The following is a 13265-nucleotide window of genomic DNA, read 5'->3' as shown; positions in this document are numbered from 1 at the left end:
CCCCGGCGCTCCCCGGTTCACTCCTCGATCGCGCCGCCGACCCGGCGCAGATGCTGCCGGAAGGTGTACGAGGGGTCCTCGGCCCGGGCCGCCAGGAAGGCGTCGAACCCGGTCTGGGCCCGGAGCGTCTCCCCCGCCCTGATGCGGCGGGCCTGTTCCCGCTCCGTGCGGAACAGCGTGCGGGCCACGTCGAGGACGGCCTCCACCCGGGCGGCCGGCACGAAGAGCACACCGTCGTCGTCGGCGAGGACGACGTCGGCGGCGGTCACCGTGTGCTCGCCGAACCGGGCCGCGGTCAGCGCGTCGGGGTCCCGGGGGTCGGCGCGTACGGGGCCGGGCGCGTGCCGTCCGTACGAGAAGACGGGCAGCCCGATCTCGACGAGGTCGGGCGTGTCCCGGTGCAGCCCCCAGACGGCGACCCCGGCGACACCCGCCGCCTCCGCCTCCAGGACGGCGAGGTCGCCGATGCAGGCCTCGTCGCGGCGACCCGCGTTGTCGATGACGAGCACGTCGCCGGGCTCCGCCCGGGTGAACGCCTCCAGGAAGACGTCGACGCTGCCGTAGTGGCGCACGGGCAGAGCCCGGCCTGCGACCCTCCGCCCCGCGACGACGGGCAGGATCCCGGCGGGCGCGGCGCGCAGAGGCTCGCCAAGGCGCACGCAGGCGTCGGCGACGAGAGGGGTGGAGAGTTCCGCGAAGTCGTCCAGATCCTTCGGCATCAGGCGTTCCGTTCGGTGACGAGTACGGTACGGCGGGCTGCGCGATGCTATCGGGTGACCGCGCGCGACCGGCCGGGCTCCCCGGACGGCCCACGCCCCCGAGGGCCCACGCAACCTCGTCCGGTCCGCGTCGCACACCCGGCCGGAGTACGGCCCCGCGTCCCTGGCGTGCAGCCCCGGCCCGCCCTCCCTACGATGAAGTCATACCTCTCCAGAGCGAGGCACCATGGCCGCAGAGGAACCAGCCTCACCCGCCGGTCGCCCCGCGGGTCTGAAGGCGAATGCGATCGGGTTCGTCGACGCCCTCGTCATCGGACTCAACTCCACCTCCCCCGCGTACTCCCTGGCCGCCGTCATCGGCCCGATCGTCGCGCTCGCCGGGATCTACGCACCCGGCGTGATGTTCGCGTCGTTCGTCCCGATGCTGCTCATTGCGTCCGCGTTCTACTACCTGAACAAGGTCGACCAGGACTGCGGTACGACCTTCTCCTGGGTCACGCGCGCGATGGGGCCGTGGGCCGGATGGCTCGGCGGCTGGGCCATCGCGATGACCGGCGTCCTGGTCGTCGGCTCCCTCGCGGACGTGGCCGTCAGCTTCGCGCTGCTCTCCTTCGGCCTCGACAGCTGGGTGGACAACGCCTTCGTACGGCAGTCCCTCACCGTGCTCCTGATCCTGGTGATGACGGCCGTCTGCGTCATCGGCACCGAGCTGTCGGCCCATGTGCAGAACGTCCTCATCCTGGCGCAGGTCGCCTTCCTGCTGGTCTTCGTGGGTGTGGCGCTGTACAAGGTGTACGACGGCACGAGCGCGTACGACTCCGTCGAACCCTCCCTCAGCTGGCTGAACCCCTTCGGCGCCGGAGGGGCGGCGCTGACCGGCGGGCTGCTGCTCGGCGTGTTCATCTACTGGGGCTGGGAATCCGCGGTGAACCTCACCGAGGAGGTCAAGGACTCCGCGACCGCCCCGGGCAAGGCCGGCCTCTGGTCGACCGTCATCCTGCTCGTCACGTACGTGTCGGTCGGCTTCGCGGTCGTCGCGTACGCCGGTCCGGCGTTCCTGGCGGAGAACGCGGGCGAGGAGGAGTTCATCTTCGCCCAGCTCGCCACCGACGTACTGGGCGGCTGGGACTGGGTCCTGCTCCTGGCCGTCGCCACGTCCGCCATCGCCTCCACCCAGACGACGATCATCCCAGCCTCGCGGACCGCCCTCTCCATGGCCCGGCGGCGTGCGCTGCCCGCGCACTACGGCCACATCAGCCCCCGCTTCCGCACCCCCGACGTGAGTACGTGGTGGGTGGCCGGCATCGCCATCGCCTGGTACCTGGTGGTGAACCAGATCAGTACCAACGCCCTCTTCGACTCGCTGACCGCGCTGTCGCTCCTGATCGCGTTCTACTACGCGCTCACCGGCATCGCGTGCGCCGTCTACTACCGGCGCCATCTCCTCGAGAGCGTCCACAACTTCCTGCTGATCGGGGTCGGCCCGCTCGTCGGTGCCGGGCTCCTGACCTGGCTCCTGGTGAGGTCGGTCTCCGACATGTCCGATCCCGCGAACTCGTACAGCGGCACCTCGTGGTTCGGCCTCGGGCCGCCGCTCGTCATCGGTATCGGCATCGCCCTCACCGGGGTGGTCGTGATGATCGTGTGGCGGCTGCGGGCGCCCGCCTTCTGGAGGGAGCGGCCGGGCGTGGTCGACCCCGAGCTGGTGCACGGCAAGGAGCGCTGAGATGTCGGTCGTGCTCGGATACGACGAATCCCCCGGCGCGGCCCGGGCGCTGCGGATCGCGGTCGAGGTGGCCGCCGCCTTCGACGAGCGGCTCGTGCTGGTCTACGGCGCGGCGGTGCCCGGTCCGCTGGGCGAGGAGTACCGGTCGCACCAGGAGGCCATCCGCCAGAGCGGCCGCGCCGGCCTCGAGCACGCGGTCACGGAGGCCGACCGGGCGGGTGTGCCGACCGTCGTCGAGGTGCTCGACAAGAACCCGGCCCAGGCCCTCATCGACGCGGCGGCCCGCCACGCGGCCCGCGTCATCGTGGTGGGCAGCTGGGGCGAGAGCCCGATGCGCGGCGCGCTCCTCGGCTCCACACCCCACAAGCTGCTCCACATGTCGACCGTGCCGGTGCTGTGCGTGCCGCCGGAGGAGTGACCGGGCGCCGTCCGGCCCCGGCCAGGACCCGTTCTCCGGCCCCGGCCCCGACCCGCCGTCCGGCTCCGTCTCCGACCCGCCGTCCGCTCATGTCCCCGTGCGGACGGTGACGCGGGCCAGCGCCCAGGAGGTGTGGTCGAAGGAGGTCCTGGCGTTGGCGTCCGCCACCTCCAGCCGCAGCACCCTGACGCCCCGCACGTCGACGTCGACCGGGACGGGTCCGCCGGCGGCGGTCAGGACGGGGCTGGTGAACAGGACGCGGTCGTCGCCGTACACCGTGGCGCGCGTGGCTCCGGCGGAGCTCTGGCGGGCCGAGAAGTCGTCGATGCCGACCAGGGCGGTGAACCGGTCCCCGACACCGCCGAGGTGGAAGGCCACGTCGCTGTGGGCGTGGACGCCGAGGCCCTTGGCGTAGGTGGTGCCGCCGAAGGCGATCGGGGTGCCGTCGCCGCCTGCGTTCTTGCCGTTGGACGTGTCGCGTTCCACGGGGCCCCAGCCGTTGACGGCGCGGATCCAGGTCAGGTCGGAGAGGTAGCTGTCCCGGGTGGGCGCCGGGGGCGGAGTGGTGACGAGACCCGCGTCCTCGTACCGCACGGGACCTCCCGGGGCGAGCGCGGTGCCCTCGGCGGTGAGGTTCCACGGTGTGGAGGCGGGGGCTCCGGCGCGCGGGGTGACCTGCCAGCCGACCGTGAGCGCGGCGCCCGGGGCGAGCTGGGCGGCGGTGGTGGGCGTGACGGCCTGTACGGTCCAGCCCGTGGGGGCGCGCAGGGCGAGGGCCGCGGAGCTCCAGGGCCGTGACGAGCCGTTGGCGAGGGCGGCGGTGACGGTGAAGGCCTGGCCCGGGACGGCGAGGGACGGCACGGTGAGGGTCGTGCCGAACGCGGCACGGGGGTAGGAGTCCTCCCAGGAGGAGCGCATCAGCGCGACGAGATCGGCCGCCCGGGCGGGGTGGCGGGACGCGAGGTCGGAGCTCTCGCCGATGTCGGTGGCCAGGTCGTACAGCTCCACCTGCCACTGGTCGTCCGGCAGCGCGTGGTCGCGGACGGGGGCGAACCTGACCGCCTTCCACCGGTCCTTGCGGAGCGCCTCGGCGAGCCAGGTCGCCCGCTGCTTGTCCTGGGCGTTCGCGCGGGAGGTGACGCCCCGCTCGTCGCGGAACCAGTACAGGTGGTCGTGGAGTGCGGCCTCCGTGCCTCCGGCGAGCAGCGGCGCGACGGAGAGCCCGTCGACGTCGGACGGCGCGGGGGCGCCGCCGAGCTCGGCGAGGGTGGGGAGGAGGTCGGTGAGCGGGGTCGGCCGGTCGCTCGTGCCGGTCCTGACCCGGCCGGGGCCCCAGGCGACGAGGGGGACGCGGACGCCTCCCTCGTACAGGTTGCGCTTGTAGCCGCGCAGCGGTCCGTTGGAGTCGAACAGGTCGGGGTTGACGCCGCCCTCCTCGTGGGGGCCGTTGTCGCTGGTGACGAGGACGATCGTGTCGTCCGCGAGGCCCAGGGCGCCCAGCCGGTCGACGACGTCGCCGACGAGGGCGTCGAAGAGGCTCACCTGGGCGGCGTGGCCCTTGTCGGCGGCGCTCCACGACCGGGAGGCGTACGCGCCGTGGGCGGGGACGTCGCTGGGTGCGTGGGGCACGGTCGGGGTGAGCAGCAGGAGGAACGGTTCGGCGGCGTGGCGGTCGAGGAAGTCGAGCGCGCGCTGCCGCAGCAGGTCGGGGGCGTAGGCGCCCTTGGCGCCGCCCGCGTTGGCGGCGATCGGCTCCTTGACGCCGTTGTGCCAGAGGTAGGCGGGGTAGTACTGGTGGGCGTGGCCGTGGTCGATGTAGCCGTGGAACTCCTCGAAGCCCCGGGCGTTGGGGTGGCTGTCCTGGTCGGCGCTCTCCGGCCCGAAGCCCCACTTGCCGATCACCCCGGTGCGGTAGCCGCGGGCCCTGAGCACCTGAGCGAAGGTGGTGTCGGCGGCGGTGAGGGAGCCCTGCGCCCCGGACGGGTTGGCCCGGACGGTCGCGTGCCCGGTGTGCAGACCGGTGAGGAGCGAGCAGCGGGAGGGGGCGCAGACGGCCGCCGTGGAGTACGCGTCGGTGAACCGCAGCCCCTCCGCGGCGAGTCCGTCGAGGCGCGGGGTGGTGATGAGCTTCTGGCCGTACGCGCCCAGTTCGCCGCGTCCGAGGTCGTCGGCGAGCACCACGACGAGGTTCGGCGGGCGGGTCGGCGCCGCCGCGCTCCCGGTCCCGGCCGCCGCGGGCGCCGCCTGGACGTCGGCGGCGGCGGTCCCGGGCAGGGCGCCGAGGCCGAGGGTGGCGGCGGACCCGGCGATGAAGCGGCGGCGACTGGACATGGTGGGGGCTCCTTGGGCGGGGAGTCGGACGCGGCGCGCGCGGGCATGCCGGGAACGGCTGGATGCCAGGGGCGGGCAAGGGCCGTTCGTCCGCCCCCGGCGTCCAGCCGAGCATGGCGGCAGCCGTCCCGGTGGACCATGCACGGCGTATGAAAAGCGTGTGACACGAGCCCTGTTGGAGCCGGTGCGTGGGTGACACGAGCCGGTTGAGGCCGATCGGCCGGTGACACCAGCCTGTTGAAGCCGGTCCGCAGGAGACACCAGCCGGTCGAGGCCGATCCGCCGGTGGCACGGGCCTGTTGAGCCGGTCAGCGGGTGACAACCCCGTCGCCCGGGCCCCTCGTCCGGCCCCCTCGTCCGGGCCCGCCGCCCGGGCCCGCCGCCGATCAGTCCAGGTGCCCCTCCGGCGCTCGGTCAAGCCAGAGTGCGCGGACGCCGTGGAGCGGGTCCGCGGCGGTCCGGGGTTCGGTGTCCCAGATCCTGGTGGCGCGTCCGGCCTCCGTGTAGCGGGGCCAGTCGGCGCCCGGGTCCTGGTCGGTCACGAAGGCGACCCAGGCCCGGTGCACGGCGTCGGCGAGCGCGCGCGGCGGTGCGTCCCCGGCGACGGAAGGGACTCCCTCGGCGTCGAGGAGGTCGAAGGCGAAGGGCAGGTCGACGCAGTGGAAGGCGAGGTCCGCGGCGGGCGAGCGCCAGGCGAACTCGTAGAGCCAGGTGGGCCGTTCGCGGGCGGCGCGGGCGTCGGCGACGGCGAGGTTCGGGGCGCGGAAGGTCGCGTCGGTCAGCGCCTGGCCGAAGAGCCGCTCGGGGCCGCCGTCCGCGTACGCCTCGGCGAGGGCGTCGGCCCGCGCGGGGTCGAGGCCGAGGCCGCCGAGGAGGACGGGCAGCGGCGGGCCCTCCGGGCCGGGAGCGGGGAACATCGTGAACTCGTGCTCGGTGAAGCCGAGCATCAGCGGCACGTCCGCGCCCGCCTCGCCGGTCGTGAGCGCGTCGAGGACGGGCAGCGGGATGAGCGCGCCGTCGGCGAAGGGGGCGAAGGTCAGCATCGGCGGCAGGCCCTCGCGGTCGGGGCCCGGCTCGCTCATGCGGTCCTGGAGGGCGAGGATCTCGTCGTCGCCCAGGTCGCGGAGGGCGGCGGCGGTGGCCGGTACGCCGGTGCGGGCGGTGAGGAGCCGGGCGGCGGCGCGGGCGGCCTCCGGGCCGTCGGGGCGCGGGACGGCTCCCGAGACGGAGAGCGCGCCGCGGAACAGGCCCTGGGCCGCGGGGACGGCGAGGAGGGTCTGGACGGCGCCGCCGCCCGCCGACTGCCCGGCGACGGTGACCTTGGCGGGGTCTCCGCCGAAGGCCGCGATGTTGTCCCGCACCCATTCCAGGGCGGCGATCCAGTCCCGTACGCCCCGGTTGTCGGGCGCGTCCTCCAGGTGCAGGAAGCCCTCGATGCCGAGGCGGTAGCCGACCGAGACGAGGACGACGCCGTCGCGGTTGAAGGCGGCTCCGTCGTACCAGGGACTGGCCGCCGAGCCGGCGACGTAGCCGCCGCCGTGGATCCAGACGAGGACGGGCAGCGGGGCCGCGGGGGCGGTGCCGGGGGTGAAGACGTTGAGGTTGAGGATGCCGGCGCCGGGGACGGAGGGCTCGGGGATGGTGGTGATCTCGGCGAAGGGGCGGCGCTGGGCCGTCGGTCCGTACGCGGTGGCGTCCAGCGGCTCCGTCCACGGCTCCGGCGGAACGGGCGCGGCGAACCGCAGGTCGCCGACGGGCGGCTGCGCGTACGGGATGCCGAGGAAGCGCAGGCTGCCGTCGGCGCGGCGTTCGCCGCGGACGGGGCCGCGGCCGGTGGTCACCGTGTCGCCGGTGGTCGCCGTGCCGCCGGTGGTGGGGGTGTTCGTGCCGGTGGTGCTCATGGGTGCTGCTCCTTCTGCGCGGGGGCACACGAAGCCCGGGGCAGGAGCCTGCCACTCGTCACTTACACGTGTCAACGCATGCTGTCGCGCCCGCCTCCCGCCTGGGCAGCAGCAGCGGTGTCGCAAGCAGCAGGGCGCCCGCAAGGCCGATCGCCGCACGAGGTCCGACGACGGCGGCGAGAAGCCCCCAGAGCGCGGTCAGGGCGGCCAGGGACGCCTTCGCGGTGACGGACCAGGCGGTGAGGGTGCGGGCGACCCGGTCGGTCGGCGTCAGGTCGAGGCGATGGGCGGCGAGCACCGGGGTGAACACGGCGGCGCAGGTGATCAGCGCCAGCTCGACCGCCATCACGAGCACGAGCCCGGTGACACCGGGGTGGACCAGGACGAGGCCCACCGGCCAGCACGCGCGGAGGACGCCCGAGACCCGCAGGACCCGGTGCCGGCCGTACCGCGCGACGAGCGGCCGGGCCAGCCGAGAGCCGACGAGACCGCCGACGCAGGGCACCGCGAAGGCCAGCCCGTACTGCCACGGGGCGAAGCCCAGCGGCCCGAGCATCAGGACGGCCAGCAGCGGCGCGGTCGCCATGATGAGGCCGTTGACCAGGACGGAGTTGAGGAACAGCGGGCGCAGGACGGGCTGGCCGAGGATGTGCCGCCACCCTTCGAGACGGTCGCCGGCCCGCATCCCCGCCCCCGCCTCGCGCGTGGGAGCGGGCTCCCGGCCTCTGATCGCGCGGATGCCCGCCGCCGAGAGCAGATAGCTCAGGGCGTCGACCAGGACGGTCGCCACCGGGCCGGCGAAGGCGACGAGGGCGCCGCCGAGCGGCGGTCCGACGACGGTCGCGGTCCAGGTCGTGGATTCGAGCCGGGCCTGCGCGACCAGCCGGCCCTCCGCCGGTACGAGCGCCTTCAGGCAGGCGCCGGAGGCGGCGCCGAAGGTGATGTCGGCCGCGGCGACGAGCACGGAGACGACGAGGAGCTGGACGAAGCCGAGCCGGTCGAGCGCGTACGCGGCGGCGACGCTCAGCATCGCCGCGCACCGCACGAGGTCCATGGCGACCATCACGGGCCGCTTGCGGCGGAACTCCACCCAGGGGCCGAGCGGCAGTGCGACCGCCGCCCCGACGGCGGCGCCCACGGCGGCCAGCGCGGCCACCTCGGCGGAGCCCTTGTGGAGCACCGTGAGGGCCAGCAGCGGGAAGGCGTTGAAGGCCACCCAGGTGCCCAGGGTGCCGGCCGCGTACGCCGCCCACAGCCACCCGAAGTCCCGTCCGAGGGACACCTCGCCCGCCATGCCCGTACCCCTCTCACCGGCCGGCCGCACAACCACGGACCGACGGACGCCATCAAAGCGAGCGGAGGACCCGCAGATCAAACAACCGGGGCACGTGGACGGCACAACCTCTGGTTGTCGGGCTAGGCTCGGGGCGTGGACCTCGAAGCCGTACGCACCTTCCTCGCCGTGGTGGACTCGGGCCGGTTCCGGGAGGCGGCCGCCGAGCTCGCGATCACCCAGCAGGCCGCGTCCAAGCGGGTCGCCGGGCTGGAGAAGGAGCTCGGCGTGCGGCTGCTCGCCCGCACCGCGCGCGGGGCGGAGGTGACGATCGACGGGCAGGCGTTCCTGCCGCACGCGCGCGCCCTGCTGCAGGCCGAGGCGCGGGCGACGGCCTCCGTGCGGCCGGATCGGCGGGCGCTGCGCGTGGACGTGATCGGCCGGCGCCTGGCGACCGCGGGGCTGCTGCGGGGGTTCCACCGGGCGCATCCCGGGATCGAGCTGGACGTCGTGACGCTGTTCGACGCCGACACGGCCGTCGCCGCCCTCGGGGCCGGCACGATCGACGCGTCCTTCCGCGCGGTCACCATGCCCGGCCGGCGGCTTCCCGAGGGCATCGAGGCGGCCCCGGTCCTGGACGAGCCGCTGCAGCTCCTGACGGGCCCCGGGCACGCGCTCGCGGGCGCCCGTTCCGTCCCGCTCGCGCGGCTCGCCGGACTCCGGATCTGGATTCCCGGCATCGTCGGCGGAACCGAGTGGGCGGCCTACTACGCGGACCTGGCCGCCCGGTTCGGTCTCACCATCGAGGTGACGGGTCCGGACTTCGGCCCCGAGGCGCTGTTCGACACCATCGCGGACTCCCCCGACCTGGCCACGCTGGTCGGCGCGGGCACCCGGCTCGTCTGGCCGCAGGGGCACGACCTGCGGCGCGTCGCCGTGCACGGTCCGACTCCGGTCTATCCGCACTCACTTCTGTGGGCCGCGGACAACCCGCACCCCTCGCTGCTCGTCCTTCGTGACCATCTCACCGCCTCACCCGAGGCCCCCGGGTCCCCGGCCGCGGCGGAGCGGGATCCCGACATCTGGACACCCTCCTGGGCTCGGCCACGGGACCGGCGCCCCGAGCCCTAGACTCTGAACGCCCGGGGGACGGGCAGGTCCAGGGAAGGCGGCCCATGATGCAGTGGACGCACGACGCCGTGGGGGGCGTGCTCGTCCTGCTGCTCGGTGCGGGGCTCATCACCGTCGGCGTCCTCTGGAAGGGGCGCGCGGTCCGGCCGTTCGCCGCGTCCCGCGCGCGCTCCGTGGCCCAGCGGGAGTACGCCCGCGATCTGCTGCGGGCGGCCGACCACGTGATCGCGCTGGCCCGCCGGTCCGCCGGCGAGGGCGAACCGGCGATCGTCACCGTCGAGGCCGTGGTGCGCACCACGCAGGAGCGCTACGGGTACACCGGGGTGGAGCGGCGGCACGCGGCGGCCGCGCTGCGCCGCCGGTTCGAGCACGGGCGCTGCGCGGCCGACTGCGTGACCGACGCCTACGGCTGAACGTCCGCCTCGGGTACGGGCGTTCCCTGGTGGTAGTACATCCGCAGGCCGGTGCCGGCCGGCGCGTCGGGGTCGCGGCGCCAGAGCGAGCTGCGCCTGGCCCTGCGGCCGTCGAGGAGCGTCTCGTACGTGAGGTGGACGACGCCGGGGGCGAGCAGGGCCGCCGCGAAGGCGGTCGGCTCGTAGCGGGGTCCGCCCTCCGTCGCGCCGGACATCTCGGGGAGGTCGGCGAGCATCTCCTCGTACGTCCAGCGCCGGCCGGACGCGCCGACCTCGACGAACCCGGGGTCGAGCAGTTCGGCGGCACGGGCCCGGGAGACGCGTACGGCCGGGTCCAGGAGCGCCAGTTCGCCGGCGACGGCCTCGGCGATGTCGGGGTGGGTGATGTCGGGGTCGGCGCAGGCGTGGCCGTCGGGATCGCCGGGGGTTCCCGGGGCGGTCATCGGGTCACTCCCCCGTCGTGCCGTCGAGGCGTTCGCGCAGCAGGTCGGCGTGGCCGTTGTGCCGTGCGTACTCCTCGATCATGTGGGCGAGGACGTAGCGCACGGAGTACGTCACGCCCTCGTGGGTCCCCGTGGCGTCGAGGGAGCCGGCAGCGGCGACGATCGCGCGGGCGCGGGCGCACTCCTCCCGCCAGACGGTGAACGCCTCGTCGACGTCGGCGTCGTCCACGTCGAAGTCGGCCCAGTCGGTGGAGCCCGGCGGCGTCCAGCGGCTGCGGCTCCGCTGGCCGTCGAGCGTGTTCCGGAACCAGCCGCGCTCGACCTCGGCGGCATGGCGGACCAGGCCGAGGAGGGACAGCCCCGAGGGGTCGACCGCCCGCGTCCGCAGCTGCTCGGGCGTGAGCCCCTCGCACTTCAGGGCGAGGGTGTCGCGCTGGAAGTCGAGCATGGCCGTGAGGACGGCGCGTTCGTCCCCGGTGTACGGCACGGACGTGCGGTGATCTTGGATGGTCATACGCGCATTCTGCCCTCGTTCCGCCCGGGGCGGCCCGCGGTTTTCACGGACCGCCGCGCGGACGTGTGGCTCTACTCGAAGGCGGCGGCGGCCTCCTTCAGTGCGGCGGCGACGGCTTCGGGCGCGTCGGGGCCGGGGGCGCCCGGCCGGTAGGTGACGGACTTCAGCCGACCGGTGTAGCGGAAGGACCGGTGGCGTTCGAAGAGGGGCCAGGACACGGGGGACTTCCGGTCGACGCCGACGCTGATGCCCTGGAACGGGGCCATGCCGATGAGTTGGTGGACGCTGCCGGGGGCGGCGCGGTGCTCGCCGTCCACGGTGACCGTGAACCTCCAGCGCAGTCCCTCCTCCGCCGCGGCGGCGAGGAGGATCTCGTGCGGGCCGGGCCCGAGGGGGCCCGCGTCGGTCTCGTGGAGGGTTCCGTACTCGTTGTACGCGAGGGCGAGCCGGCCGTTCTCGACGTAGAGGCTGTAGCCGCCGCCCTGGTCGCCGTGGGAGACGAGGACGCCGTCCCCGGTCTCGTCGACGGCCACGGCGATCTCGAAGGAGCGCAGCGAGACGAGCCGGGAGGAGCGGTAGCGCTCCAGCTCCGGGGTGCCGGGGAGCAGGGTGAGGGGGCGGCTGAGGCGCTCCTCTGCGGGGTTGCGGCGGGCGAGGGCCCCGCTGTGGTCGGGGAGCGGGAAGACGCCGTTGCGCCAGGCGGCGTCCTCCCAGGCCGCGGAGAGCTCCTTGACGAGTTCGGGGTGGGCGGCGGCGAGGTCGTGGATCTCGGTGGGGTCGGTGCGGATGTCGTACAGGGCCCATTCGGAGTCGTCGTAGGGGGCCCCGGGCCGGTGGAGGGTGACGAGCTTGCGGCCGTCGCGGTAGTGGCTGCGGTTGCCGGTCATCTCGCAGTACTGCTCGGGGTGGGTGGAGTCGTGGGCGGCGTCGGCGAGGACGGGGCCGAAGCTGACGCCGTCCGGTTCCTGGGGCGGGACGCCCCTGCGGCTCTCGGGCCGGGCGAGACCGGCGAGTTCGAGGAGGGTGGGGGCGATGTCGGTGACGTACTGGTACTGGGGGCGCAGTCCGCTCGCGAGCCGGCCGTCCCTGACGCCCTCGGGCCAGGAGAGGACGAACGGCACGCGGACACCGCCCGCGTAGGTGTGGCCCTTGTAGAGGCGGAAGGGGGTGTTGGAGGCCATGCCCCAGCCGCGGGGGTAGTGGACCAGGCTGCGGGGGCCGCCGATGAGTTCGGGGTCGCGGTCGACGTCGGGGTCCCAGTCGCCGGGGAGGCGCGGGTGGTGGACGAAGCGGCTGAAGTACGAGCGGGTGCCCTCGGCGCCGCCCTCGCCGGTGCCGCCGTTGTCGGAGGTGAAGACGATGACGGTGTTGTCGAGTTCACCGAGGGCGGCGAGGGTGTCCGTGAGGCGGCCGAGGTTCTGGTCGATGTTGTCGACGAGGGCCGCGTACACCTCCATGTAGCGCGCGTACAGCCGCTGCTGAGTTACCGTCAGGGAATCCCACGCCGGGACGTCGAGTCCGGCCTCGCTGTTCCGCGCGGGGAGTTCGGTGCCGGGCGGGAAGAGCCCGGCGGCGAGCTGGGCGGCGAAGCGCCGCTCGCGCAGGACGTCCCAGCCCTCGTCGTAGCGGCCGCGGTGGCGGGCGATGTCCTCGGCCTTGGCCTGGAGGGGGCCGTGGACGGCGTTGTGGGCGAGGTAGAGGAAGAAGGGCTTGTCGGGCTCGTGGGCCCGGAGCGACTTCACCATGGAGAGGGCCTGGTCGGTGATGTCGTCGGTGTAGTAGTAGTCGTCGGGGAACTCGTCGATGTCGAGAGGGCTGTTGTCCCGGACGAGCTGGTGCGGGTGGAAGAGGCTGGTGAGCCCTTCGAGGACGCCGTAGTACTGGTCGAAGCCCTTCTGCAGGGGCCAGTTGGCCCGGTCGTCCGCCGCGTTGGAGGCGGAGTCGCGGACGAGGTGCCACTTGCCGACGGCGTAGGTCGCGTAGCCCGCGTCGTGGAGCAGTTCGGCGAGCGTGGGGATGTCGTCGGCGATCTCCATGCCGTAACCGGGGAAACCGGGGTCGGAGTTGGCGACCATGGCGTAGCCGACGCGGTGCGGGTTGAGGCCGGTGAGCAGGGCGGCCCGGGCCGGTGAGCACAGCGGCATGGTGTGGTAGTTGGTGAGCCGGACGCCGGCGTCGGCGAGTCCGTCGAGGACGGGCGTGGGGATCTCGGAGCCGAAGGGTCCGATGTCGCTGAAGCCCATGTCGTCGACGAGGACGACGACGATGTTGGGGGCCTTGGCGGGCGGGGCGGTCCGGCCGGGCCAGGCGGGCTCGGACTCCGCGAAGGTGCGGCCGACGTGCCCGGCGAACCCCTCATAGGGGTCGCGCCGGGCGGCTGTGGCCCGAGGGGCTTC

General features: G+C 74.2%; 10 protein-coding genes and 1 pseudogene. 4 read left to right on the top strand and 7 right to left on the bottom strand.

Going from position 1 to position 13265, the window contains the following annotated elements; all coding sequences use genetic code 11:
- Positions 1-17: 17 nt before the first annotated feature.
- Positions 18-719: an RraA family protein gene (locus AMK27_RS03350; RefSeq protein ID WP_073902498.1), complete on the bottom strand. Its 702-nt coding sequence runs from the start codon at positions 717-719 to the stop codon at positions 18-20.
- A gap of 226 nt (positions 720-945) precedes the next feature.
- Here AMK27_RS03350 and AMK27_RS03345 point away from each other — a divergent pair, with 226 nt between their 5' ends.
- Both AMK27_RS03345 and AMK27_RS03340 read left to right on the top strand, forming a co-directional pair.
- Positions 946-2445: an APC family permease gene (locus AMK27_RS03345; RefSeq protein WP_073902497.1), complete on the top strand. Its 1500-nt coding sequence runs from the start codon at positions 946-948 to the stop codon at positions 2443-2445.
- Position 2446: 1 nt separating this feature from the next.
- Positions 2447-2863, top strand: a complete 417-nt coding sequence (locus AMK27_RS03340; protein ID WP_073902496.1) for a universal stress protein — start codon at positions 2447-2449, stop codon at positions 2861-2863.
- An 87-nt stretch (positions 2864-2950) separates the two neighbouring features.
- On the opposite strand, the gene AMK27_RS03335 is transcribed toward AMK27_RS03340, so the two are convergent.
- The 3 genes from AMK27_RS03335 to AMK27_RS03325 form a co-directional block, all read right to left on the bottom strand.
- Entirely contained in the window at positions 2951-5194 is a 2244-nt protein-coding gene (locus AMK27_RS03335; protein WP_073902495.1) for a sulfatase-like hydrolase/transferase, read from the bottom strand.
- A gap of 386 nt (positions 5195-5580) precedes the next feature.
- Positions 5581-7095 carry a carboxylesterase/lipase family protein gene (locus AMK27_RS03330; protein WP_079188167.1) on the bottom strand — a complete coding sequence of 505 codons (1515 nt, stop codon included), beginning with the start codon at positions 7093-7095 and terminating at the stop codon, positions 5581-5583.
- Between the two features lie 58 nt (positions 7096-7153).
- Complete coding sequence (locus tag AMK27_RS03325; RefSeq protein ID WP_073902494.1) at positions 7154-8389, bottom strand: MFS transporter; 1236 nt, start codon at positions 8387-8389, stop codon at positions 7154-7156.
- A gap of 135 nt (positions 8390-8524) precedes the next feature.
- Here AMK27_RS03325 and AMK27_RS03320 point away from each other — a divergent pair, with 135 nt between their 5' ends.
- Positions 8525-9499, top strand: a complete 975-nt coding sequence (locus AMK27_RS03320) for a LysR family transcriptional regulator (RefSeq protein WP_073902493.1) — start codon at positions 8525-8527, stop codon at positions 9497-9499.
- Between the two features lie 44 nt (positions 9500-9543).
- Complete coding sequence (locus tag AMK27_RS03315; RefSeq protein WP_073902492.1) at positions 9544-9912, top strand: hypothetical protein; 369 nt, start codon at positions 9544-9546, stop codon at positions 9910-9912.
- Here AMK27_RS03315 and AMK27_RS03310 read toward each other — a convergent pair.
- From AMK27_RS03310 to AMK27_RS03300, 3 genes and pseudogenes are all read right to left on the bottom strand, one after another.
- The gene (locus tag AMK27_RS03310) at positions 9903-10355 is read right to left on the bottom strand and encodes a nuclear transport factor 2 family protein (RefSeq protein ID WP_079188166.1); all 453 of its coding nucleotides are present in this window, start codon (positions 10353-10355) and stop codon (positions 9903-9905) included. The two genes, AMK27_RS03315 and AMK27_RS03310, sit on opposite strands and share 10 nt — an antisense overlap.
- A 4-nt stretch (positions 10356-10359) precedes the next feature.
- Positions 10360-10869 (bottom strand): DinB family protein, encoded by a 510-nt coding sequence (locus AMK27_RS03305; protein WP_073902491.1) that lies wholly within the window; start codon positions 10867-10869, stop codon positions 10360-10362.
- Positions 10870-10940: 71 nt separating this feature from the next.
- Positions 10941-13265, bottom strand: a pseudogene (locus AMK27_RS03300) (arylsulfatase); the annotation flags it as partial.

The organism is Streptomyces sp. CB02009 (genome assembly GCF_001905825.1).
Taxonomy (GTDB): domain Bacteria; phylum Actinomycetota; class Actinomycetes; order Streptomycetales; family Streptomycetaceae; genus Streptomyces.
The sequence above is the reverse complement of the archived record's forward strand: the minus strand, read 5'-3'. Positions and strand labels throughout refer to the sequence as shown.